Annotated in this window: 25 protein-coding genes and 1 tRNA gene; 12 read left to right on the forward strand and 14 right to left on the reverse strand. The window is 68.0% G+C overall.

The features are described from left to right. Positions 1–29 precede the first annotated feature (29 nt). The gene (locus B0684_RS12735; RefSeq protein WP_018168964.1) at positions 30–1,223 is read right to left on the reverse strand and encodes a (Fe-S)-binding protein; all 1,194 of its coding nucleotides are present in this window, start codon (positions 1,221–1,223) and stop codon (positions 30–32) included. 103 nt (positions 1,224–1,326) lie between these two features. On the opposite strand from B0684_RS12735, the gene B0684_RS12740 reads away from it, so the two are divergent. From B0684_RS12740 to B0684_RS12760, 5 genes are all read left to right on the forward strand, one after another. Beyond that, positions 1,327–2,064 (forward strand): DUF481 domain-containing protein, encoded by a 738-nt coding sequence (locus tag B0684_RS12740; protein ID WP_018168965.1) that lies wholly within the window; start codon positions 1,327–1,329, stop codon positions 2,062–2,064. Positions 2,065–2,146: 82 nt separating this feature from the next. Further along, positions 2,147–2,452 carry a (2Fe-2S) ferredoxin domain-containing protein gene (locus B0684_RS12745; RefSeq protein WP_018168966.1) on the forward strand — a complete coding sequence of 102 codons (306 nt, stop codon included), beginning with the start codon at positions 2,147–2,149 and terminating at the stop codon, positions 2,450–2,452. Positions 2,453–2,517: 65 nt separating this feature from the next. Next, positions 2,518–2,594, forward strand: a tRNA-Met gene (locus tag B0684_RS12750). A 112-nt stretch (positions 2,595–2,706) separates the two neighbouring features. Next, the gene (locus B0684_RS12755) at positions 2,707–3,408 is read left to right on the forward strand and encodes a M15 family metallopeptidase (RefSeq protein ID WP_018649626.1); all 702 of its coding nucleotides are present in this window, start codon (positions 2,707–2,709) and stop codon (positions 3,406–3,408) included. A gap of 94 nt (positions 3,409–3,502) precedes the next feature. Next, on the forward strand, positions 3,503–3,712 hold the full coding sequence (locus B0684_RS12760; RefSeq protein WP_018168968.1) for a hypothetical protein: 210 nt from the start codon (positions 3,503–3,505) through the stop codon (positions 3,710–3,712). Positions 3,713–3,746: 34 nt separating this feature from the next. On the opposite strand, the gene B0684_RS12765 is transcribed toward B0684_RS12760, so the two are convergent. The 3 genes from B0684_RS12765 to B0684_RS12775 are packed head-to-tail and all read right to left on the reverse strand — an operon-like array spanning position 3,747 to position 6,664. Further along, positions 3,747–4,757: a M14 family metallopeptidase gene (locus B0684_RS12765; RefSeq protein ID WP_018168969.1), complete on the reverse strand. Its 1,011-nt coding sequence runs from the start codon at positions 4,755–4,757 to the stop codon at positions 3,747–3,749. 8 nt (positions 4,758–4,765) lie between these two features. Next, complete coding sequence (locus tag B0684_RS12770; protein ID WP_018168970.1) at positions 4,766–6,205, reverse strand: glutamate--cysteine ligase family protein; 1,440 nt, start codon at positions 6,203–6,205, stop codon at positions 4,766–4,768. A gap of 3 nt (positions 6,206–6,208) precedes the next feature. After that, positions 6,209–6,664, reverse strand: coding sequence for a hypothetical protein (locus B0684_RS12775; RefSeq protein ID WP_018145184.1), 456 nt, complete (start codon positions 6,662–6,664; stop codon positions 6,209–6,211). Between the two features lie 141 nt (positions 6,665–6,805). On the opposite strand from B0684_RS12775, the gene B0684_RS12780 reads away from it, so the two are divergent. Genes B0684_RS12780 through B0684_RS12790 form a run of 3 tightly spaced genes read left to right on the forward strand, consistent with a single transcriptional unit; the run spans position 6,806 to position 8,696 of the window. Beyond that, positions 6,806–7,369 carry an RNA polymerase sigma factor gene (locus tag B0684_RS12780; protein WP_018145185.1) on the forward strand — a complete coding sequence of 188 codons (564 nt, stop codon included), beginning with the start codon at positions 6,806–6,808 and terminating at the stop codon, positions 7,367–7,369. Further along, complete coding sequence (locus tag B0684_RS12785; RefSeq protein ID WP_018649627.1) at positions 7,359–8,186, forward strand: DsrE family protein; 828 nt, start codon at positions 7,359–7,361, stop codon at positions 8,184–8,186. Before B0684_RS12780 ends, B0684_RS12785 begins: the two co-directional genes overlap by 11 nt. 21 nt (positions 8,187–8,207) lie before the next feature. Continuing rightward, the gene (locus B0684_RS12790) at positions 8,208–8,696 is read left to right on the forward strand and encodes a DsrE family protein (RefSeq protein WP_018168973.1); all 489 of its coding nucleotides are present in this window, start codon (positions 8,208–8,210) and stop codon (positions 8,694–8,696) included. A gap of 33 nt (positions 8,697–8,729) precedes the next feature. On the opposite strand, the gene murU is transcribed toward B0684_RS12790, so the two are convergent. Genes murU through B0684_RS12805 form a run of 3 tightly spaced genes read right to left on the reverse strand, consistent with a single transcriptional unit; the run spans position 8,730 to position 11,179 of the window. After that, on the reverse strand, positions 8,730–9,404 hold the full coding sequence (murU, locus tag B0684_RS12795; protein ID WP_026313001.1) for an N-acetylmuramate alpha-1-phosphate uridylyltransferase MurU: 675 nt from the start codon (positions 9,402–9,404) through the stop codon (positions 8,730–8,732). Positions 9,405–9,407: 3 nt separating this feature from the next. After that, positions 9,408–10,403, reverse strand: a complete 996-nt coding sequence (locus tag B0684_RS12800; RefSeq protein ID WP_018649629.1) for an aminoglycoside phosphotransferase family protein — start codon at positions 10,401–10,403, stop codon at positions 9,408–9,410. After that, the gene (locus tag B0684_RS12805) at positions 10,400–11,179 is read right to left on the reverse strand and encodes a metallophosphoesterase (RefSeq protein ID WP_018649630.1); all 780 of its coding nucleotides are present in this window, start codon (positions 11,177–11,179) and stop codon (positions 10,400–10,402) included. Before B0684_RS12805 ends, B0684_RS12800 begins: the two co-directional genes overlap by 4 nt. A 163-nt stretch (positions 11,180–11,342) precedes the next feature. On the opposite strand from B0684_RS12805, the gene dksA reads away from it, so the two are divergent. Then, the gene (gene dksA / locus B0684_RS12810; protein ID WP_018145191.1) at positions 11,343–11,765 is read left to right on the forward strand and encodes an RNA polymerase-binding protein DksA; all 423 of its coding nucleotides are present in this window, start codon (positions 11,343–11,345) and stop codon (positions 11,763–11,765) included. 17 nt (positions 11,766–11,782) lie between these two features. On the opposite strand, the gene argA is transcribed toward dksA, so the two are convergent. The 3 genes from argA to B0684_RS12825 form a co-directional block, all read right to left on the reverse strand. After that, entirely contained in the window at positions 11,783–13,150 is a 1,368-nt protein-coding gene (argA, locus tag B0684_RS12815; protein ID WP_018649631.1) for an amino-acid N-acetyltransferase, read from the reverse strand. Positions 13,151–13,287: 137 nt separating this feature from the next. After that, complete coding sequence (locus B0684_RS12820; protein WP_018145193.1) at positions 13,288–13,761, reverse strand: DUF192 domain-containing protein; 474 nt, start codon at positions 13,759–13,761, stop codon at positions 13,288–13,290. Between the two features lie 2 nt (positions 13,762–13,763). Then, complete coding sequence (locus tag B0684_RS12825; protein WP_018145194.1) at positions 13,764–14,036, reverse strand: heavy-metal-associated domain-containing protein; 273 nt, start codon at positions 14,034–14,036, stop codon at positions 13,764–13,766. 81 nt (positions 14,037–14,117) lie between these two features. Here B0684_RS12825 and ilvD point away from each other — a divergent pair, with 81 nt between their 5' ends. Next, a complete protein-coding gene (gene ilvD, locus B0684_RS12830) occupies positions 14,118–15,971 on the forward strand; it encodes a dihydroxy-acid dehydratase (RefSeq protein WP_018168978.1) in 1,854 nt (617 codons plus the stop codon). A gap of 57 nt (positions 15,972–16,028) precedes the next feature. Further along, complete coding sequence (gene radC, locus B0684_RS12835; RefSeq protein ID WP_018168979.1) at positions 16,029–16,700, forward strand: RadC family protein; 672 nt, start codon at positions 16,029–16,031, stop codon at positions 16,698–16,700. Positions 16,701–16,893: 193 nt separating this feature from the next. Here the strand turns inward: radC and bioF are convergent, their stop codons facing one another. From bioF to B0684_RS12855, 4 genes are read right to left on the reverse strand one after another with little or no spacing between them, the layout of a single operon-like run. Next, on the reverse strand, positions 16,894–18,075 hold the full coding sequence (gene bioF, locus B0684_RS12840) for an 8-amino-7-oxononanoate synthase (protein WP_018168980.1): 1,182 nt from the start codon (positions 18,073–18,075) through the stop codon (positions 16,894–16,896). Continuing rightward, positions 18,072–18,824, reverse strand: coding sequence for a class I SAM-dependent methyltransferase (locus tag B0684_RS12845; protein WP_018168981.1), 753 nt, complete (start codon positions 18,822–18,824; stop codon positions 18,072–18,074). The genes bioF and B0684_RS12845 overlap by 4 nt, the downstream gene beginning before the upstream one ends. Positions 18,825–18,836: 12 nt before the next feature. Beyond that, on the reverse strand, positions 18,837–19,832 hold the full coding sequence (gene bioB, locus B0684_RS12850; protein WP_018168982.1) for a biotin synthase BioB: 996 nt from the start codon (positions 19,830–19,832) through the stop codon (positions 18,837–18,839). Next, positions 19,829–20,287, reverse strand: coding sequence for a hypothetical protein (locus tag B0684_RS12855; protein WP_024327561.1), 459 nt, complete (start codon positions 20,285–20,287; stop codon positions 19,829–19,831). Before B0684_RS12855 ends, bioB begins: the two co-directional genes overlap by 4 nt. Positions 20,288–20,527: 240 nt before the next feature. On the opposite strand from B0684_RS12855, the gene B0684_RS12860 reads away from it, so the two are divergent. Next, positions 20,528–21,082, forward strand: a complete 555-nt coding sequence (locus B0684_RS12860) for a ComF family protein (RefSeq protein ID WP_018168984.1) — start codon at positions 20,528–20,530, stop codon at positions 21,080–21,082. The last annotated feature ends 2 nt before the right edge of the window (positions 21,083–21,084 follow it).

The raw sequence follows: 21,084 nt of genomic DNA on the forward strand, positions 1-21,084 counted from the left end.
CTCAAGGGTACCGCAAGCGCGGGCAGGGATCAGCGCCCGGCGGAGTTGTGAGTGTGGTTTTTCAGACGCCGGGCCAGAAAGCGGGCGGGTGACAGGATTTCCGGAAGACCCGATTGTTCGCTGGCCAGCGCCCGCAGGTGCACGCTGCAACCGACATTGGGGCTGATGATCGCGTCCGGGGCGTCGGCGGTCAGGGCCTGCAGGGTCTCGGTGCCCAGGTCGTCGGCCATGGCCGGCTGCGTCAGCATCGCGGTGCCGCCGGCGCCGCAACAGTTCGGCGCGTCGGCGACCGGCGCCAGCGTGACCCCAGGCAGGCGTGCCAGGAGCGCGGGCAGCTCGTGGGCCTCGCGGGTGACGTTGCGCAGGGTGCAGGGCCGATGCAGCGCGATGCGTATCGGTGTGGCGTCCCAGATATCTCCGTTGGTGTTGGTGTCCAGCCACTGCGCCAGAAACCGGGTGAGGCTCTGGCTGCGTGCCGACACAGTGCCCTCGGGGTATTCGCGCAGCGTGGCCTCGCAACCGCTGTCCAGCGCGATCACCGGCACCTCGCGGGTGCCGAAGGCTTCGCCATTCCGCGCCTGCAGCGCCTGCGCCGCCGCGCGGTGGCCGGTGTGCTGGTCCAGCGCTCCGCAGCAAACCTGGCCCTGCGGGATGGCGACGCGCACGCCGAGGGCGTCGAGGACCTCCAGCGCGGCCTCCAGGTCGGGTCCGGTGAAGAAGCGGTCCATGCAGCCGGTAAACAGCAAGGCGTCGGCCGTTTCCGGGGTCGCGGTCGCTCGCAGCCGGGGGGCGGGTGCCAGGGAGTCGCGGGTGTGGGCGAGACTGCGTTCCCAGCCGCCGCGCGGCAGCAGGCGGTCTACACCCAGGCGGGCGCCAGTGCGCGCCGTCAGCCCCCCGAGACTGCGCAGGGTTGGGTGCAGCAGGGCCTGGTGCTGTAGCGCCTGGCGCCAGCGGTCCCCGCGCGACGGCGTGGCGGGGTGTTCGGTCAGGATCTCGCGGGCGCGGTCCATCAGTGCCCCGAAGGGCACGCGTGCCGGGCAGACCAACTCGCAGGAGCGACAACCCAGGCAGCCTTCCAGATGGCTGCGCAGGCGTTCGGATTCCGGCTCCAGCCGGCCCTGGGCCAGGCCCTGCATCAGGGTCAGCCGCCCGCGCGGGGAGTCGCCCTCGACCCCGTGCCAGCCGTAGGTCGGGCAGTGTGGCAGGCATAGCCCGCAGTGCACGCACTGGTCCGCGGCGGAAAGTCCCCTGAATCTCAGGGGCTGGTCCGATACCCCCAGCGGCTTTGCTAGGGTTTCGCCTTTATTCGCTTCCGGGAGGTTTCCCATGCTCGTGCGTTCGTTCCGGTCCGTCGGGTCCGCGTTTGCCTCGCTCATCCTGCTGAGCATACCAGTCTCGCAGGCCCTGGCCTGGGAGGCCGAGGGCTGGCAATCGACGATCGAGCTCGGGGCCTCCAAGACCACCGGGAACACCGAGTCCACCACGGCCACGGGCCGTTTCCGCGCGGAGCACACGACCGTCGACTGGCGCAATCGCATCCGCCTGGACGCGTACTTTCACGAGGAAGACGACGAAACCACCGGCGAGCGCTACATCGCCGGCTATCAGGCGGACCGCAAGCTGGGCGAGCACGACTACCTGTTCGGGGCGCTGCGCTACGAGCGTGACCGCTTTAGCAACTATGACTATCAGGGTTCGGCCACGGCTGGTTATGGTCGGCGCCTGATCGACGGCGAGCGGGTGCAGCTGGACGGCGAGATCGGTGCCGGTATGCGCCAGGTGCGCATCCGCACGACCGGGGAGACCGACAGCGAACCGGTCGGCCGCCTGGCCGGCAACTTCCGCTGGGAGATCAGCGAAAGCGCCCGCCTCACCGACGAGTTGCTGATCCTGACCGGCAGCGACAACACCGAGATCGAGAACATCCTCGCCCTGACCGCGGACGTCACCAGCCGGATGTCCCTGCGTACCAGCTTCACCGTGAAGCACAACACGGACGTCGAGCCCGGCGTGGAGAATACCGACACCATCACGGACGTCAGCCTGGTCTACCGCTTCCGCTGAATGCACGGACAGCGCACGCTGCCACCCGCCGTTTTGCCAGTGGCAGCGTTATCATGAGTCGCAGGGATCACCGGAGACTTCCATGGGCTACTACCAGCGCCATATCTTTTTCTGCACCAACTGCCGCGAGGACGGCAACTGTTGCGAGGACCACGGGGCGACCGAGATGCGCGCCTATGCCAAGAACCAGGCCAAGGCCATGGGCATCCACGGCAAGGGCCAGGTGCGGGTGAACACGGCCGGCTGCCTGGACCGCTGCAACGAGGGCCCGGTCGCGGTCGTCTATCCGGAGGGCGTCTGGTACACCTACCAGGACGAACGCGACATCGACGAGATCCTGGAAGAGCACCTCAAGAACGGCCGCGTGGTCGAGCGCCTGCAGATCTGAACCCCGCCGGGCGCCGCGCTGGCTTGACTTTATGCGCCGGCCTCCGGAGAATTCGCAGCCCGCGTGGCTACGTAGCTCAGCTGGTTAGAGCACATCACTCATAATGATGGGGTCCCCTGTTCGAATCAGGGCGTAGCCACCACCGAATTCTCCAAAAGGGCTGCCTTCCGGCAGCCCTTTTTGGTGTTGGGCGCTGCTACCGGTTTTGGCTTTGCGTATCCTGGCAGTGACGAAGGCGTGGGCAAGGGGGCGCTATGCGCAGCAAGCGGACGATTCTGGCGGGGCTTGGGCTGCTGGTTGCAATGGCGGCAGGCGGGGTCTCGTGCGCTGCTGAGGCGCGCCCGGCAGGGTTTGTTGCGGCGGGTGACGTGGTAACGGACCTGGTCGAGGAGATCCGGTACTTTGGCGACGACAACTTCGTGGGCGAACCGATCGATGGTTACGAGTCCCCCGTTTGCATCCTGACGTCCCCGGCCGCCCATGCCCTCGCCCGGGTGCAGGAACGTCTCGCGGCGTTCGGGCTTGGTCTCAAGGTGTTCGACTGCTATCGGCCCGCGCGGGCCGTCGCGCACTTCGTGCACTGGGCGGAGGACCTCGGCGATACCCGGATGCAGGCACAGTATTACCCGGAAGTTGCCAAGGACGAGTTGTTCGAGCATGGCTATATCGCGGCCCGGTCGAGTCACTCGCGTGGCTCGACGGTCGATCTGACCTTGATTGATCGCGACTCCGGCGACGCGCTGGAGATGGGCACCGGCTTTGACCGGTTCAGTCCGCGCTCCTGGCCCGGGGATGACGGTGTTTCCGCACAGCAGCGGGCCAACCGCATGCTTCTGCAGCGGCTGATGGTAGAGGCGGGCTTCGAGCCCTACGAGCAGGAGTGGTGGCATTTCACCCTGGCGGACGAGCCCTTTGCGGATCACTATTTCGATTTTGTGGTCGGCCGGGGCCAATAGGCGCGCCGGAGGGCTTTATTGCCGCCTGTTCGGGGCTCGGCTAGACTGCGCGCCGGCCGGCCCGGCTCACTGGGACCAACCTCGGATGAACGCCATGAAACGTTACGGAATCCGCATTCGCCTGCCGGAAGGCAGCACCCTTTCCATGCCGCACCTGCTGGGGGCGGACTGGGAATCCTATCGCTGGTATGACAGTGCGCTGGAGCGTGACAAGGCGCTGGCGGACATGCAGCGCGACCTCCCGAATTACCGCAAGGGCGATCACGTCGCCCAGGTCCTCGAGCGCGTCGAACGCGACGCCTGAGCCGGATTCGAATCCGTCGCGAACAGCGGCGGGATCAGAGCGTCAGCGGCTCCATCAGGTAGCACAGGCAGTCCTGGGCGATCACGCGGGTGTCCAGCGTGAGCATGGACGGCATCGCCTGGCGCTTCAGGCGGATCTCCTGACCGGCCCGCTCCAGATATTCCCCGGTCACCTCCGAACCGTCCTCGGCGATCGCGATCAGCGGGTCCTGGGCGTCCGCGTGCACATTCACCAGGCGCGAGCCGGCGGGAAGTAGCTGGAAATTCAGGCCGTCCAGGTCGGGTTCCAGGCGGACGTCGTGCTGCGCGTCCAGTCCGACCTGTAGTCCGGGGCGCACCCGTACCTGGGCCACGGTGTGGAAGATCTCGATGGCGCCCGTCCGCGGCGGCTCCTGGGCGAAGTGGTCCAGGTGCAGCACTGCATCGATCATCTCGCGCGCGTGGTCCACGCCGGCCGCGTCCTCGGGGTGGCCGCATTCCACGGTCACGGCCGGTGCGATACGCGCCAGTGCCATGGAGGCGACCCCGCGCGGCCGGGTGAAGTAGACCACCGTGCGTCCGAACAGCGCGGCCAGATTGAGGAACGGCGCCTCCAGACGGTTGATGCAGGCGTAATGGGGATTGCGCCCGGTGTTGTTGTGCAGGTCGATTGCGGCGAACAGGCCGCGTCCTTCCAGGCGCCGGCAGAGTTCGGCGAAGACGTCGGCCTCGCGCGAGCCGCCCTGCTCGGTCCCCGGCCAGATGCGGTTGAAGTCCGGCTGGTCGTCCAGGTGGCGCTGGTTGAGCGCTGCGGCCTGCGGGTTGCCCACGACCAGGGTCAGCGCGCGCGGCAGCGGGCGTCCGGTGTAGTGGCGCAGGAGTTGCTGCACCGCGTGCAGGCCCACCGGCTCGTTTCCGTGCAGCAGAAGGACCACGGCCACCGCAGGCTCGCGCTGGCCTTCCAGGTGGATTAGCGCCGGCCCGGGCACGCACTGGTGCAGGGTGGCGGGCGTGGCCTCGAGGAAGCCGTCGGGTAGTTCGAAGTATTCGTTGATCGAAAGAGTCACGGGTTTCCTCAAAGTCCCCAGGTGTGAACCGGCGCGCCGGTGTTCTGCCAGCCGCGGTAGGCGTGGACCAGGCCCGGCCAGTCGCGGCCGTGGCGCGCGACCCAGTCGCGTTGCCAGTGCGTGCCGGTCTGGCGGCTGGCGACGCGCGCGGCGATGATGCCAAGCAGGTTGTCGCGTTCGCTGCGGTCGATGCCCAGGCGCTCCAGACCCTCGGCCGCCCGGGGGAGCAGCTCCCGCGTGATCAGGCGTGGCGCCGGGACGGGGTCGCGATGGCCCCAGCGCAGGCGAGCATCCAGCCCGTAGCGGGCGGCATTGTAGAAGTTGTCGCGGGCCTCGGAAAACGGGGTCTCCAGCGTTCCGTTGGGCGATTCGGCCACCAGGTACTCGATCAGGCCCAGGGCGAAGGCGGTGTTGGCCAGCATGTCGATCAGCGACGGGCCGGCCGGCAGGCAGCGAAACTCCAGGCGTAGACTGCGTCGGCCATCCGCGTCGCAGCCCACGATCGGCCGGTTCCAGCGCCAGATGGTGCCGTTGTGGAAGGCGAGATGGGCCAGTTGATCGGCCGGCTCGTCGAGGGCCACTGGCAACAGCACCGGAAAGTGCTCGAGGTTCTCGGTGAACAACTCGCCGATGGATGCGTGCAGATAGCCGGTACCGAAGGTCACGCGGCGGATCGGGCCACGCGCCGAGTTGGCGAACCCGCCGACCTCCACCGATTGCTCGAACAACGGGATGCGGCTCTCGGCCCAGAGGTCGTGGCCGAAGATGTAGGGCGTATTGCCGGCGGCGGCCAGCACCGGTGCCGCGGCGACCAGAGAGGCGTTGTAGGCGCGGTGGGCGACCTCGGGGCGGGTCTCGATATGCACCTGGAAGGAGGTCGCCGCGGCCTCCAGCATCACGTCCGCATGGCGGTGCTGCAGGTGCTCGTGACCGACGATGTCCACCTGCAGCGGGCGCTGGGCGCGTTGTTCCAGGATCGCGCTGTTCAGGGCCCGGTAGCGGGCCTGCTGCGACATGTGGTGGATCCCGAGGTCGTCCGGTTCCAGGGTGGGCAGGCTGCCGGCCATCAGCAGTTCCGCGCCGGCGTGGCGGGCCGCCCGGCGCGCCCGGCGCAGGGTCTCGTTCAACTCGTCGAGGATGGCGCTGAAGCAGCCGGGACCGGCGCGGAAGACGCCGCTGTTCAGTTCGATATTGAACTGCGCCAGTTCCAGGGTGGCCAGCGGGCTGTCCATCGCGGCGAGGAAGGCGTCATTGACCGGTAGCGGTCGCCCCTGGGTGTCGCACAGCCAGGCTTCGATCTCGAAGCCCAGCCGCGGGGGTGGGGCGGGGTCCTCGGGCGGTTGCGTGCGCAGCCAGTTCAGCAGCTGGGCGGTCTCGTCCGCGAGGGCCTGGTGGAAGCGGTCAAAGTCTGCCGCGCCGAAGTGCTCCTCGCGGATCTCGCGGCCCAAGGCCTAGTCCTCGTCCCGGTCGTCGTCCGGTGCGTCGTCATAGAGGCTCTCCAGAAGATCGCCCCAGATCTGTTCGTGTTGCTCGATGAAGGTCAGCAGGCTCTTGCGGAAGGCGAGATAGTCGGCCTCGAAGGCTTCGAAGTCGGCCCCGCCATTGAGCAGCTTGGCGGCCCGGTCGGTCTGCTGCAGGCTGTCACGCAGGTTGAGGCTGGCGGCCATCGCACCCTTGACGCGTTCGCGCTCGTGCGGGATCCAGGCGCGGTCCGACAGCATGGAGCGCAGGTTCTCGCCCAGTTCCAGCAGGCGCTTGCGCAGGCGCGGGACGGCGCCGATGGTGCCGGTCTTGAGCTCGCCCCAGACGGCATCGGTGATCAGGCGCGCCCAGTGCTCGCGCAGATCCCGCACGGTATCGGGGTCAAAGGCGAAAGCGCGCTCCAGTTGTTGCGGATCGAATGGCATTGGGTATCCTGATCGACGAAGCCCGGGATGCGCGGCGTCTGCGGTGGAGGGGCCGGAATAGCCCCGCGCCCCGTAGCGTCCTACAGGGTACAAGAACAAGCAAGGTCGCACGTACGGCCTGCGGATGGAGGAATCGACAACATGGCGAACTGGTTCGCGCAGCGCAGGCTGCGTCAGAAGGTGTGCGACCTGCGGCCGCAGATGTACCGCATGGCATTCGCGTGGTGTCACGATGCCGCGCTGGCGGATGACCTGGTGCAGGAGGCAATGATGAAGGCCCTGACCCGGCTGAAGTCGTTGCAGGACGAGAACGCCCTGAAGGCCTGGGTGTTCCGCATCATGACCAACTGTTACCGCGACTGGGGCCGGCGGCAGAAGGACACGGTGGATGTGGACAGCATGGAGCTGTCCTGCGAGGACTGCCCGGAGCAACAGACCGAGCGCAATCGCATGGTCGCGGATGTCCACCGGGCGATGGCCGAACTGAGTACCGATCACCGTCAGGTGGTCGCGCTGGTGGACCTGGAGGGTTTTGCCTACTCCGAGGTCTCGGAGGTGCTGGACGTACCGATCGGCACCGTGATGAGTCGCCTGAGCCGGGCTCGGGCGCAGTTGAAGAAGGTGCTGCTGGAGCAGCAGGCCGACACGGGGACAGCGGCCGATACACCCTATCTCAAGGTAGTGAGGAATCGGCATGTCGAATGAACGACTGAGTGCAAAGAATCGACCCAGCGAGGAGATTCTCAATGCCTTCGTGGACGGCGAGTTCTCGCCGGAGGATCGTCTGTTTACGCTGAAGACGATCGCCTCCAGTGAGCATCTGAGTCGCGAGGTCTGCGACATGCACCAGCTCAAGGAGCTGGTGAACATGGCCTACGAAGACGTCCCGGCCGGGCGCGCGGCCGGCACCACCGGTGGCCGTTGCCGGTTATCGCGCGGTGGAGGTTCGGCCTGGTTCCCGTCGGTGGCGGCCGGGGTGCTCGCGCTGGTCGTGGGTTCGCTGGGTGGATACGAGATCACTCGCGATGCCGGCTTCTTCGGGGGCGACCATGCTGCTGCGCCCGGCCAGGAGTCCGGGGCCCTGGCGCAGGTGGCTGCCAGCGATAACGCGCCCGGCGGGGCCGCGGCCCCGCAGCAGGTGTTTTCGGCTACCGAAACCGATCAGATTCTGCTGCACATTAACGAGGCGGATACCCGCGCGGTGGACGAGTTGCTGGACGACATCGAGAGCATGTATCGCGAGGCGGCCACGGTCGGGCGCGACCTGAACGTGCAGGTGGTGGTGCACAACAACGCGATGGGCATGCTGCGAACCGACAGCGCACCCTATCCGGAACGTGTCGCGAGCATGGCGGAGGCGTACCCCACGCTGCGCTTTACCGCCTGTGCCCAGACCCTCAACCGCCTGGCGCGCGAGGAAGGCCAGAAGGTGGATATCCTGCCACAGGCTGAACTGATTGATTCCGGCGTCGCCGAGGCGGCCCGCCGTCAGGCGGAAGGCTGGATCTACATCAAGGTCTGATTCGGCACGGCCGGAGTCTCGATGCAAGTCGACCCACAAGTGCTGCGCCCCGGCTGGTTCCTGGCCGGGGCGCTCTTGTTGATGCTGGCGGCAGGCGGCGCGACTGCTGTATTGATGGGCACCGTCGCCAAGGCGCCGGCGGCCGAAGAGCCGCTGCGGGTGGTCTATCACATCAACACCGATGACCTGGAGCTCCACCTGAACGCCCTGCGCAACCTGCAGAATCACATCGACGGTAGCCCCGATGATGTTTCGCTCAAGATCAAGGTGTTGACTCATGGCAGCGGCATCAGTCTGCTGCAGCACGCCCGTACCGATCCGGACCTGCGCAGTACCGTGAACACCCTTAAGCTGCAGGATGTGCGCTTTTTGGTGTGTGGCAACTCGCTGGAATCGCGCGGGCTCGAACGCAGCGATCTGCATGAGGTATCGGACAGGGACGTGGTTCCCAGTGGCATCGTGGAACTGACCCGCCTGCAACGCTCCGGTTACACCTACATCAAGCCCTGACCGGAGCGGCCGCATCCCCCCTGCGTTGGGTGATCAGCGCCCCCCAAGCTCGGTGTCCAGCGCCGCCAGGCGCTCCGGTGTGCCGATGTCGCGCCAGGCGCCGGTGTAGTGTTCGCCGGTGACCCGGCCGGCCTCGATGGCTTGACGCAGCAAGGGGCCGAGGGCCCGGCGCCCCGGTGGCAGATCACGGAACAGCGCCGGGTCGTACCAGCCGATGCCGCTGAAGGTCAGCAACTCGTTCCCCGCCAGGGCCACCCGCTCCCCGTCCAGGGCGAAATCGCCCTGCGTGTGATGGTCGGGGTTGGCGACCAGTACGAGGTGCGCGAGCGGTCGGTCGGCGGCTGTGTTCATTGTCGTCGGGGGTGTCAGCGGGTGGTCGCACCAGACATCGCCATTGACCACCAGAAACGGCTCCTCCCCCAGAAGGGGAAGGGCCTGGCGGATCCCGCCCGCGGTCTCCAGGGCACCCTCTGGCTCCGGTGAGTAGCGAATGGCGAGGCCTGACTGGCGTTCACCCAGGGTGGCGCGGATCTGTTCGCCCAGATGCGCGAGGTTGATGACTACCTCGCGGTACCCGGCGGTCGCCAGACGATCCAGCGTGTAGCCGATCAGCGGCCGGCCACTGACCGGCAGCAGCGGCTTGGGGCAGTGGTCGGTCAACGGGCGCATGCGTTCGCCGCGCCCGGCGGCCAGGATCATTGCGTGCACGGCTTAATCCTCCCGCATCCGTTCGGGCATGTGGGTTTGAAACCAGCCTGCCACCGGTGCCAGCGCCGGCTGTGACAGCCCCTGCGCCAGGAGTCGATGCAGGCGCGGCAGGTGTTCCAGGTAGCGCGGTTTGGCATCCCGGCGTGCCAGGCGTACGAAGATCCCGAGGATCTTGGTGCTGCGCTGGACGCCGAGGACGCGGTAGTGCTGCATGAAGATCTCGGGGTCCCAGGCCGTTCCCGCGGCATAACGCATCAATGCCCGCTCCACGGTGGCGGGCGACACCTCGCGCCGGGCGTCTTCCAGCAGCGAGACGACATCGTAGGCGGGGCTGCCGATCACGGCATCCTGGAAATCCAGGACGGCACAATCGCCATCCTCGCCGGGTGGCAGCATCAGGTTGTCCACGTGGAAGTCGCGTAGCACCAGTGTCCCGGGCAGGATGGGCAGGCCTTCCAGCGCCTCCCGCCAGGCTGCGAGAAATCCGTTGCGCAGGGACGCGCTCATCGGGGTGCCGTGTTGTTCCGGCCAGTACCAGTCGGCAAACAGCGCGGCCTCGTCCAGCAGGCGCGGGGTGTCGTAGGCGGGGACGTCCGGGGCCTTTGCGGCCTGCGCTGGCCAGGCGCGATGCAGCTGGATCAGGGTGTCGATGGCGCGGTCGTACAAAGGACCTTCCGCGGCCCCCTCGGCGAGGGCCCGGGTGAAGGTTCGGTCGCCGAGGTCCTCGAGCAGCACGAAGCCGGTGGCTGGATCGTGCGCAAGGATGCGCGGGGGGCGCAGCCCCAGCGATTCCAGCAGTCGTGCAATCTCCACGAACGGCTCGGTGGCCTCGCGCTCGGGTGGCGCATCCATCAGCACCACCGGTTGGTCGTCGCGGCACAGGCGAAAATAGCGCCGAAAACTGGCATCTGCACGCAGGAGTGCCAGGTCGGTGAACCTGCCCGGCTGGTCCTTCAGCCAGGCCTGGAGCTGCTTGCTGCGGCGATCGTCCGGGATCATGCGCGGGCCTCGGGAAATTCGCCGGATAGACGCTCGACGCGGGTGTCGATGCGGCCATCGGCATGCAGTGCCAGAACGCGGTAGCCGGCGTGTTCGGTATCCAGCGCGAACTGTTCGGAGCCGGGGGCGAACTGGACGCAGGTGGAGGGGCAGCCCAGCAGTTCGACGCCCTGGCGCTCGGCGCGGAAATCCTGATGGATGTGGCCGAACAGGCATGCGCGTACGCGCGGGTGGTGATCCAGGATCGCGAACAGGTCGTCGGGATTGGTCAGGCCGATCCGGTCCATCCATGCGCTGCCGACGGGCACGACCGGATGGTGAACGGCGACCAAGCCCCAGTGATCGGGGTGTGCGGTCAGTACTTGATCCAGGCGCGACAACTCGGCCGGCTCGATGCGCCCGGACGCCTGCCCCGCAACCGCCGAATTGATCCCGACCAGCAGCCAGTCGCCGAGCAGCCGGTGCCCGTCCAGGGTATGTCCGGCGCCCGTGAAGGCGCGGTGCAGCAGGGTCCGGTCATCGTGGTTGCCCGCCAGGCCGGCGAGCGGCCAGCCTTTCACGTGTTCGTCGAGCATTGCGAGGAGTCGCGTGTAGGCCGCCGGATCCGGATCTTCGGCCAGGTCGCCCGTGAGCCATAGCAGGTCCGGCCGGGCCTCGTTCCGGCGCAGGGCCTCGAGCACGCGGGCGAGCTGGCGGTCGCTGTCGGGATAACCCGGTCGAATGGGGCCCGGCTCCCGGCCGAGGTGGGTGTCGCTGATCTGAAGGATGTGCTGCATGCGGCCGGTGTCGTTTTCCGTATGGTGCCGGTTGTGTGCGTTCGGGCGCGCTTTCGCGTTTGCCGCCCGGCAGGGTTATTGCCCTATACTCGATCGGGTGTACTGTGCAATGCGCCGGGGCCTTCCCGCATGGGGCGAGAGGGGGCCTGGCGAGGGGTCCAAGATGAGCCAAGAAGCCAAGACCCGCCCGGATTCCGGGTACCGTCCGTCCGAGGACGAACCCTACATGAATCCGCGTCAACTGGACTACTTTCGCGCCAAGCTCGAGGCCTGGCGTGCCGAGCTGATCGAGGAATCGGAACAGACTCTGGAGCACCTGCGCAGCGAGAGCTGGCAGGAGCCGGACCCGAATGACCGCGCCAGCCACGAGACCGATGCCGGCCTGGAGCTGCGAACCCGGGATCGGTACCGCAAGCTCCTGAACAAGATTGACGCGGCGCTGGCGCGCATCGAGCAGGGCGAATACGGCTATTGCGAGGAGACCGGTGAACCGATCGGCATCGCGCGGCTGGAGGCGCGCCCGATTGCCACGCTGAGCGTGGCGGCCCAGGAGGCCCATGAGCGCGACGAGGCCCGCTATGAATAGGGCCTGTCTGGTCCGGGTTACTCGCCGGCCAGCACTCGGGTAAACACCCGCGAGTTGCGCGCCTGGTTGTAGCGGGTCTGCCGGCTGACGGGCAGATCGTCCACCTTGCCTGGCGTGTAACCGCGTTCCTGGAACCACTGGGCGGTGCGCGTGGTGAGCACGAATACCCGCCGGATTCCCTGTTCCTGCGCCAGGTGTTCCATTGCCTGCAGCAAACGGTCGCCGCGGCCGCTCCCGCGGTAATCCGCGTGCAGGGCCAGGCAGGCAATCTCCGCGGCATCCGCCTCGAAGGGGTAGAGCGCGGCGGTGCCGATGATCAGGCCGTCGGCCTCCAGCACCTGGAAGCGGTCGATCTCCAGCTCCAAGTGCTCCCGCGCGCGATGTACCAGGATGCCCTCGGCCTCCAGCGGTTCCAGTAGCGCATGGATACCCCCCACATCGTCGAGTGTGGCCGGGCGCAGCCGTTCCAGTGGCTCGCGCGAGACCAGTGTGCCGATTCCCAGGCGGGTGAACAGCTCGGTCAGGAGCCCACCGTCGTCCCGACGGTCGATCAGGTGCACCCGGATCTCGCGCTGGCGACAGGCGTCGATCGCGCTCTTCAGGTGGTTGGCCAGTTCCTGCGGCAGGTCGGTGGAGGTCTCCAGCAGCTCCTGCGCGGCCGGCACGGTGAGCTGGTCCAGCACGCCGTGTTCGGGATCGCGCAACACCCCGGCTTCGGTGAGAAAGATCAGCTTGTCGGCGTTCAGCGCGATCGCGACCTGGGTGGCGACATCCTCGCCGGAGAGGTTGAACACCTCGCCGGTGGGGGAGTAGCCGAGCGGGGAGACCAGGGCCACCTGCTCGCGGTCCAGCAGGGCCGCGAGTGCGGTGGTGTCCACCCCGCGCACCTCGCCGGTGTAGTGGAAGTCCACGCCGTCGCGTACGCCCAGTGGCCGTGCGGTGACGAAGTTGCCACTGGCCACGCGCAGGCGTGCGTTGCCGGTACCCGGCTGGCCGAGGCTGCGCGAGAGCAGGCCCTCGATCTGCAGGCGCAGCCGACCGACCGCATCCAGCACCGCTTCCAGCGCTGCGCCATCCGTTACGCGCAACCCGTTGGCGTAAGCCGGGGTCAGTCCGCGCTCGGTCATCCGTGCCTCGATTTGCGGGCGCGCCCCGTAGACCAGCACGACGCGGATACCCAGGGCATTGAGTTTGGCGATATCGCGCATCAGTGCCGGAAACTCCGGCGCCTGGGCGGCCTCGCCTGCGAGCGCGATCACCATGGTGCGCCCGCGGTGGGCGGCGATGTACGGCACCGCATCACGGAACCAGGCGAGCTCCCCGGGCTGCGGGGCTCGGCGCGAGGGCGCGTGATTGCGGGCGGCTGGGTTGGATGTGGCGGTCACGGGCGTGTCCGTTTCCTGATGATGTCCTTGAGCAGACAGTCTAGGGAATCACGGATCAATGTACACGTGGGATCAGTCAGGCCTGCTGGCCCGATCCTGCGGGAAGGGGTGTTAGGGAAACATTGATCAGTGTTTCCCTAGTCGGTCTCGCCCACGAGGCGTTCGAGGTCCGGGACGGAGGCGCCGGGCGCGATACCGTGTTCCTTGAACCACCCGGCATTGACCTCCAGGGCGTAGCGCACCGGCCGTTTCGCCTCGTGTATGCGGGTGGAGTGGGGCGTCATGCTGGCGATGTTGGTAATGGTGAAGTCGGCATCGATGAAGGCCACGTCCAGCGGGATGCGGGTGTTCTGCATCCACATGCCGTAGTGCGCCGGTCGTGGCCAGATGAACAGCATGCCGTGGTCGGCGGGCAGGTGGTCGCGGTGCATCAGCCCGATCCGGCGGCTACGGTCGGTCGCGGCGATCTCGATCGTCAGGGCTTGTTCGCCGAGTTGCAGTTCGGCGGTCGGCAGCCCGCTTTCGGCCTGCGCCAGCCCCGTGCCCAGGACGAACAGCAGCACCAGCCCGACAAGGCCGGGCTGCGCGCGCCCCCGCGACGTATTGATCAAGCCTATTCGCCGCTCATGCGCCCCACGGCGCAGCTGGCAAACGACTTGGCCTTGGCGCTGGCGGAGCGCAGGCCGGAGACCGAACCGACCTCGGGGTAACCCATGCTGGCGAGCTTGGCGGCGACCGCTTCGCGGGCGCTGTCGGGCGCCTCGATATCAACCGCACCGCCTTCCACGTCCACCTCGGCGTCGGTGACGCCCTCGACCTGCAGCAGGCCCTTGCGGATGGAGCTGGCGCAGCCGCCACACTTGATGTTCTCGACTTCGATTTTCATTGCAGGTGCTCCGGGGTACTGGGGTTTGTACGACTCATTATGTACGATCTGCGTTCACCGTAATCGTTCACGAGAATATACATGCCCGCCTATCGTTCCCGCACCACTACCCACGGCCGCAATATGGCGGGTGCCCGCGCCCTGTGGCGCGCCACCGGCATGAAGGATGGCGACTTCGGCAAGCCGATCATCGCCATTGCCAACTCCTTCACCCAGTTCGTGCCCGGGCACGTGCATCTGAAGGACCTGGGCCAGCTGGTGGCCGGCGAGGTGGAAAAGGCCGGCGGCGTGGCCAAGGAGTTCAACACCATCGCGGTGGACGACGGGATCGCGATGGGCCACGGCGGGATGCTCTATTCGCTGCCCTCGCGCGAGATCATCGCCGACTCGGTCGAGTACATGGTCAACGCACACTGCGCCGATGCCTTGGTCTGCATCTCCAACTGCGACAAGATCACCCCCGGCATGCTGATGGCCGCGATGCGCCTGAACATCCCGGTGGTGTTCGTCTCCGGCGGGCCGATGGAGGCCGGCAAGGTGCAGGCCCCGGGCAGCGACAAGGTCATCCACCTGGATCTGGTGGACGCGATGGTCAAGGCCGCCGACTCCAGTGCCAGTGATGAAGAAGTGGAGGCCATCGAGCGCTCCGCCTGCCCGACCTGCGGGTCCTGCTCCGGCATGTTCACCGCCAATTCGATGAACTGCCTGACCGAGGCGCTGGGGCTGTCGCTGCCGGGCAACGGCTCGCTGCTGGCCACCCACGCCGGGCGCAAGAGCCTGTTCGAGCAGGCCGGCCGGCGCGTGGTCGAACTGGCCAAGCGTTACTACGAGCAGGACGATGAATCTGCTTTGCCGCGTTCCATCGCCACCTTCGAGGCGTTCGAGAACGCGATGAGCCTGGATATCGCGATGGGCGGCTCCACCAACACGGTGCTGCACCTGCTGGCGGCCGCGCGCGAGGGCGAGGTCGACTTCACCATGGCCGACATCGACCGCCTGTCGCGCAAGGTGCCGAATCTGTGCAAGGTCGCCCCGGCCACCCAGCTCTATCACATGGAGGATGTCCACCGCGCCGGTGGTGTGGTCGGCATCCTCGCGGAGCTGGACCGCGGCGGGCTGATTCACCGCGACATTCCCACCGTGCACGCCGAGACCATGGGCCAGGCCCTGGAACAGTGGGACGTGATGCGCCACGCCGCCGAGGCCGAGACGCTTTACCAGGCCGCCCCGGGCGGCGTGCCTACCCAGGTCGCGTTCAGCCAGGACAAGACCTGGGACAGCCTGGACATCGACCGCGAGAACGGCTGCATCCGCGACATCGAGCATGCCTACTCGAAGGACGGTGGCCTGGCCGTGCTCTACGGCAACATGGCCCCGGACGGCTGCATCGTGAAGACTGCCGGGGTGGACGACAGCATCCTGACATTCTCGGGTCCGGCCCGTGTCTTCGAGAGCCAGGACGCGACGGTGGAGGCCATTCTTGGTGACCAGATCCAGGCGGGCGACGTGGTGATCATCCGCTACGAGGGCCCCAAGGGCGGCCCGGGCATGCAGGAAATGCTCTACCCGACGTCGTATCTCAAGTCCAAGGGCCTGGGCAAGGAATGCGCGCTGGTCACCGACGGGCGCTTCTCCGGCGGCACCTCCGGGCTGTCGATCGGTCACGTCTCGCCGGAGGCGGCGCAGGGTGGTGCGATCGGCCTGATCGAGGAAGGCGACACCATCGTGATCGACATCCCCGGTCGCGAGATCCGCATCGACGTCGACGACGCCACGCTGGCCGCACGGCGCGAGGCCATGGAGGCCCGTGGCGCGAAGGCCTGGAAACCCGAGTCGCGGGAGCGGGCCGTCACCCAGGCCTTGCGCGCCTACGCCCTGATGACGACCTCCGCCGCCTACGGCGCGGTGCGCGACATCTCCCGCTTCGAGGACTAGCCCAGGGCCCAAACCGAAAAAAGCGAACGCATGTAACGCAACCACAGGGAGGTGGTGATGGCGATTACCGACTGGCCCGCGGCCGAGCGCCCGCGGGAGAGGCTGATCGAACGCGGCGCGGCCGCGCTTTCGGATGCGGAGTTGCTGGCAATCTTTCTGCGCACCGGCGTGGCCGGCAAGAGCGCGGTGGATGTCGCGCGGGACCTGCTCAGCCGCTTCGGCGGGCTGCGGCCTTTATTACAGGCGGATCAGGCGGGGTTTTGCGCCGCCCCGGGGCTGGGGGATGCCAAGTACGCCCAGCTCCAGGCCGTGCTGGAGATGGGGCGCCGCCACCTGGCGGCCGATCTGGAGCGCGGCGATGCACTGACCTCGCCCGCGACCACCCGGCAGTTCCTGGCGGCGCGCCTGCGTGACTATCCCTTTGAGGTCTTCGGCGTGCTGTTCCTCGATAACCGCCACCGCGTGATCGCCTTTGAGGAACTCTTTCGCGGCACCATCGACGGTGCCTCCGTGCACCCGCGCGAGGTTGTGCGGCGCGCGCTGCACCACAACGCGGCGGCTGTGATCCTGGCCCATAACCACCCCTCGGGCGTGGCCGAGCCGTCGCGTTCGGATGTCGCCATCACCCGCCGCCTGACCGACGCCCTGGGGCTGGTGGACATCCGCGTCCTCGATCACGTGATCGTCGCCGACGAGGCCGTCTCCCTCGCCGAACGCGGCGAGCTGTAGGGGGAGGCTGACCCAGTCGCACGTCTGCGTTGCAACGCGGTGAGCTGCCGGCCGCTGGTCCGGCACTAAATGGTCATGGCGAGGAGCCGCAGGCGACGAAGCAATCTGCCGATATTCTCTCCCGGGGCATCCGGATGGTGATTGTTTCGTCGCTTTGCTCCCCGCAATGACGGTTAGAAGCTTGCGCGCGGTGTCACGCCGGTGTGTCCTTGAGAGCCTTTTCCAGCGCCTGCAGCAGTGCGTCGACCTGCGTTTGGGTGTGGGCGGCGGACAGGGTGATGCGCAGGCGGGCCTCGCCTTCCGGGACGGTCGGGGGGCGGATCGCGGGGACCAGGAAGCCGGCCTCGAACAGTCGCTCGGCGACGGCGCTCGCGCGAGTGGCGGTGCCCAGGGTGACAGGCTGGATGGGTGTGAGGGGCGGTGGGTGTGGCAGGCCGAGGCGATCCAGCCCGTCGCCCAAGCGTCGCAACAGGTTCTGCAGGTGCGCGCGGCGGTCGTGGGCGGACGCGGCGATTTGCACCGAGGCCAGGGTGGCGGCGGCCAGGGCGGCCGGCATCGCGGTGGTGTAGATGTAGGGGCGCGCGGTCTGGATCAGGGTCTCGATCAGCCGTTCGGAGCCGGCCACGAAGGCCCCGGCGGTGCCGAAGCCCTTGCCCAGCGTCCCCATCAGGACCGGTACGTCGTCGCCGCCGAGACCGAAGTGCTGGCAGGTGCCGCCGCCGGTGTCGCCCAGCACTGACAGGCCGTGGGCGTCGTCCACCATCAGCCAGGCATTGTATTCGCGCGCCAGGGCGGCGAGTTCCGGAAGTGGGGCGATATCGCCGTCCATGGAGAACACGCCGTCGGTGATGATCAGGCGCTGGCCGGTCGCGGGCGCCTTCTCCAGGCGCTCGCGCAGGTGTTCGGGCTCGGCGTGGCGGTAGCGCTGGCTGCGCGCGCCCGACAGGCGCACGGCATCGATCAGCGAGGCGTGGTTCAGGCGGTCCTCGAAGACGATGTCGTGGCGACCGACCAGGGTCTGGACCAGGGCCAGGTTGGCCATGTAGCCGGTGGAGAAGACGAGTGCCCGAGCGCGCCCGGTGAAGCGGGCCAGGGCCTGTTCCAGCTCGTCGTGGGCGCGGCTGTGACCGTTGATCAAATGGGCGGCCCCCGCACCGACGCCGTACTGATCCAGCGCCTTGCGGGCGGCGGCGGCGACCGCCGGGTCACCGGCCAGGCCCAAGTAGTCGTTCGAGCAGAAGGCAATCACGCGGTGGCCGTCGATAACCTGTTCGGGCCGCTGTGGGCCGTCGAGCATGCGGGTGCGGCGCCATAGCCCGGCGTCGCGCACAGTGCTCAGGCGTTGCTCCAGGTAGTGATCGAGTGAGTCGCTCATGGGCGCAGGCCCGCGCGCAGGAAGATCGGCCAGTGCACCCGTGCCGGCATGCTCGGGTTGGACCACAGGGCTTGCAGGGCCGGCGCCAGCGCAGCCAGTGGGTCCTGGCCGGCGGCGCGGGCGCGGCGGATCGCGGACCAGGTACCGAGATAGCCCAGCAGGGTGGCGCGGTCCCATTCGCGCGTGATGCGAAACTCGGGCGCCTCGATCTCGGGCCAGGGAAACGGCAGGTCGCGGTAGTGGTTGCGGATGTGCTGGCGCTCTTCCGGCCACCAGGGGGCCAAGGTGGCATCGTGAAAGTCGATCAGCAGGTGGTCCAGTGCCGGGTCCTCGGCCCGCAGCACGCCGTAGCCCCAGATCGCCAGGAGTCCGTCCGGGCGCAGGACGCGGGCGACCTCGTCGTGGAACTCGGTGTGGCGGAACCAGTGCGCGGCCTGGGCCACACAGGCGAGGTCGACCGAGCCATCGGCCAGAGCACAGGCCTCGGCGGCACAGGCGACGCGGTCGATCCCGGAGTGATCCGGCAGTGTGGCCAGCAGCGATGGGGCGGCGTCCGTGGCGAAGACCTGCGAGAAGTGGGGCGCCAGGCCCCGCGCGGCCTGGCCGTTGCCGCTGGCACAGTCCCAGGCGCGCTCGTGGTGCGGAGTGTGCGCCGCCAGCCAGTCAAACAGCTCGGCCGGGTAGTCCGGGCGGTGGCGGCCGTAAGCGTTAGCCACCGCCGAGAAATGGTCGGGGAAGCCGCCGCTCACCGCCGGTCTGGCTCAGGCCGAGGCGGAGGCTGACTGGTCCGATTTCGCAGGGGCTTCCGGGCCAGTCTCCGGGCGCAGGCCCAGGCGCTCGAACAGCGCGAGGTCGTGGTTCTCGCCGGGGTTTGGCGTGGTCAGCAGGGTGTCGCCGTAGAACAGCGAGTTGGCACCTGCGAGGAAGCACAGGGCCTGCATCTCGTCGGACATCTCGGTGCGCCCGGCGGACAGGCGCACGTAGGAGGCCGGCATCAGGATGCGGGTGGCCGCGATGGTACGCACGAACTCCAGCGGGTCGAGGTGCTCGATGCCGTGCAGCGGCGTGCCCTCCACCTGGATCAGCTGGTTGATCGGCACCGACTCCGGGTGTTTTGGCAGGTTGGCCATCTGCTGCAGCAGCCGCGCACGATCGCGGCGCGACTCGCCCATGCCGAGGATGCCGCCGCAGCAGACGTTCATCCCGGCCTCGCGTACGTGCTCCAGGGTCTCGAGGCGATCGTCGTAGGTGCGCGTGCTGATGATGTGACCGTAGAACTCCGGCGAGGTGTCGAGGTTGTGGTTGTAGTAGTCCAGGCCCGCCTCGGACAGGCGTTTGGCCTGTTCGGCCTTCAGCATGCCGAGGGTCATGCAGGTCTCGAGGCCCTCGTCCTTCACCGCGCGGACCATCTCGATCACGCGCTCCAGGTTCTTGTCGGTGGGGTTGCGCCAGGCCGCGCCCATGCAGAAGCGGGTCGCGCCCTGGGCGCGGGCGTTGCGGGCCGCCTCCAGCACCTCGTCCAGCGGCAGCAGGCGTTCGCGCTCGATCTCGACCTCGTGGTGCGCGCTTTGCGGGCAGTAGGCGCAGTCCTCGGGGCAGGCCCCGGTCTTGATCGACAGCAGCGTGCTCACCTGGACCGCGTTCGGGTCGAAGTGCTCGCGGTGGACGGTCTGCGCGCGGAAGATCAGGTCATTCAGCGGCAGGTCGAGCAGGGCCTCGACCTCGTCGGTGTTCCAGTCGTGGCGGGGCGTGCTCATAGATGATGTTCCTTGTCGGCTTCGGCGGGGATCTCGACGTCCGTCCAGGGCTCGCGATAGATATTGAACAGGGCGTAGATCGTCCACGGCAGCAGGATGGCCGCGGCGATTGCCCAGTAGGCGCGGTAGTAGTTCAGATCCGGCGGAAAGAAGGTGGCGACCCCGATCAGCAGGCCCATCAGGGCGTAGTAGCGATAGGCGGCCCACTGCGTGAAGTGGCCGACGCGGGGATCGGGGTGGTGCTTGTTCAGGGCGTAGACCAGCATCGAGCCGCCAAACCACAGTACCAGCGGGACGATACCCATGATCGCGGCGATGATGAAACCGACCCCGACGCCCTCGCTGCTCACCAGGAACAGCGGGATGCCGGCAATCGACACGCTGATCAGGTTGCCGATATCGAACATCGACGCGGCGCGCCGCGAGCTGCGTCCGGAGACGGTCCTGGTGGCCATGGTCTACCCTGCATGCAAAAAGCAGAGCATACCATTATGGCCCCGGACCCTTCATTGCGACCCGTTTCCAGGCGGTCTCCGGCCGCGCGTTTGAGGGCCCGGGCTGCGGCCTGCGTCGACTGGCTGGGGGAGGCCCTGTACCCCGGTCAGTGCGGACTGTGCCTGGCCCCCGGCCCGGCGATCTGCGCGGATTGCCGGGCGGATCTTGCGCCGCTCGAGCACCCCTGCCCCACCTGTGCGTTGCCCCTGCCGGTCGCCGGCGTGTGCCCGGCTTGCATCCGCCGAGCGCCGGTCCTGGATGCGCTGCATGCCGGCTGGGCCTATGCCTGGCCGCTGGATCAGCTGATTCTGGCCTACAAGCACGGCGCCAATGCACGGGCCGAACGCATCCTCGCGGCCCTGGCGGAGCAGGTGGCGGGCCGTCTGGTGGGCGAGAACGGCGATCTGCCCGATCTAGTGCTCCCCGTGCCGCTGCATGGCAGGCGGCTGCGCGAGCGGGGTTTCAATCAGTCGGACTACCTGGCGCGGCGTGTGGCGGGGGTGCTGGATGTCCCGCTGGATACCCGCGGACTGCGGCGCATCCGCGCGACCGAGTCGCAGCAGGCGCTGGGTCGCAAGGCGCGGCGGCGCAATGTCCACGGTGCGTTTGCCTGGGACGGTTCGAGCCTCGCCGGGCAGCATGTGCTGGTGGTGGATGACGTGGCGACCACGGGCGCGACGCTGGCCGCACTGGCCGAAGTGCTGCGCCGCGAGGGTGCCGCACGGGTGGAGGGACTGGTCCTCGCGCGCGCCTGAGG

Origin of the sequence: Thioalkalivibrio versutus, from assembly GCF_001999325.1 — a bacterium.
Classification (GTDB): Bacteria; Pseudomonadota; Gammaproteobacteria; order Ectothiorhodospirales; family Ectothiorhodospiraceae; genus Thioalkalivibrio; species Thioalkalivibrio versutus.

Bases quoted from the DNA above. Each gene is read 5' to 3' on its own strand.
- B0684_RS12780 (WP_018145185.1), top strand. From the start codon at position 6,806: ATGGCGAACTGGTTCGCGCAGCGCAGGCTGCGTCAGAAGGTGTGCGAC.
- B0684_RS12760 (WP_018168968.1), top strand. From the start codon at position 3,503: ATGAAACGTTACGGAATCCGCATTCGCCTGCCGGAAGGCAGCACCCTT.
- B0684_RS12855 (WP_024327561.1), bottom strand. From the start codon at position 20,287: ATGGCCACCAGGACCGTCTCCGGACGCAGCTCGCGGCGCGCCGCGTCG.
- B0684_RS12745 (WP_018168966.1), top strand. From the start codon at position 2,147: ATGGGCTACTACCAGCGCCATATCTTTTTCTGCACCAACTGCCGCGAG.
- dksA (WP_018145191.1), top strand. From the start codon at position 11,343: ATGAGCCAAGAAGCCAAGACCCGCCCGGATTCCGGGTACCGTCCGTCC.
- B0684_RS12805 (WP_018649630.1), bottom strand. From the start codon at position 11,179: ATGCAGCACATCCTTCAGATCAGCGACACCCACCTCGGCCGGGAGCCG.
- B0684_RS12790 (WP_018168973.1), top strand. From the start codon at position 8,208: ATGCAAGTCGACCCACAAGTGCTGCGCCCCGGCTGGTTCCTGGCCGGG.
- ilvD (WP_018168978.1), top strand. From the start codon at position 14,118: ATGCCCGCCTATCGTTCCCGCACCACTACCCACGGCCGCAATATGGCG.
- bioB (WP_018168982.1), bottom strand. From the start codon at position 19,832: ATGAGCACGCCCCGCCACGACTGGAACACCGACGAGGTCGAGGCCCTG.
- radC (WP_018168979.1), top strand. From the start codon at position 16,029: ATGGCGATTACCGACTGGCCCGCGGCCGAGCGCCCGCGGGAGAGGCTG.
- B0684_RS12775 (WP_018145184.1), bottom strand. From the start codon at position 6,664: ATGCCATTCGATCCGCAACAACTGGAGCGCGCTTTCGCCTTTGACCCC.
- B0684_RS12800 (WP_018649629.1), bottom strand. From the start codon at position 10,403: ATGATCCCGGACGATCGCCGCAGCAAGCAGCTCCAGGCCTGGCTGAAG.
- B0684_RS12825 (WP_018145194.1), bottom strand. From the start codon at position 14,036: ATGAAAATCGAAGTCGAGAACATCAAGTGTGGCGGCTGCGCCAGCTCC.
- bioF (WP_018168980.1), bottom strand. From the start codon at position 18,075: ATGAGCGACTCACTCGATCACTACCTGGAGCAACGCCTGAGCACTGTG.
- B0684_RS12740 (WP_018168965.1), top strand. From the start codon at position 1,327: ATGCTCGTGCGTTCGTTCCGGTCCGTCGGGTCCGCGTTTGCCTCGCTC.
- B0684_RS12755 (WP_018649626.1), top strand. From the start codon at position 2,707: ATGCGCAGCAAGCGGACGATTCTGGCGGGGCTTGGGCTGCTGGTTGCA.
- B0684_RS12785 (WP_018649627.1), top strand. From the start codon at position 7,359: ATGTCGAATGAACGACTGAGTGCAAAGAATCGACCCAGCGAGGAGATT.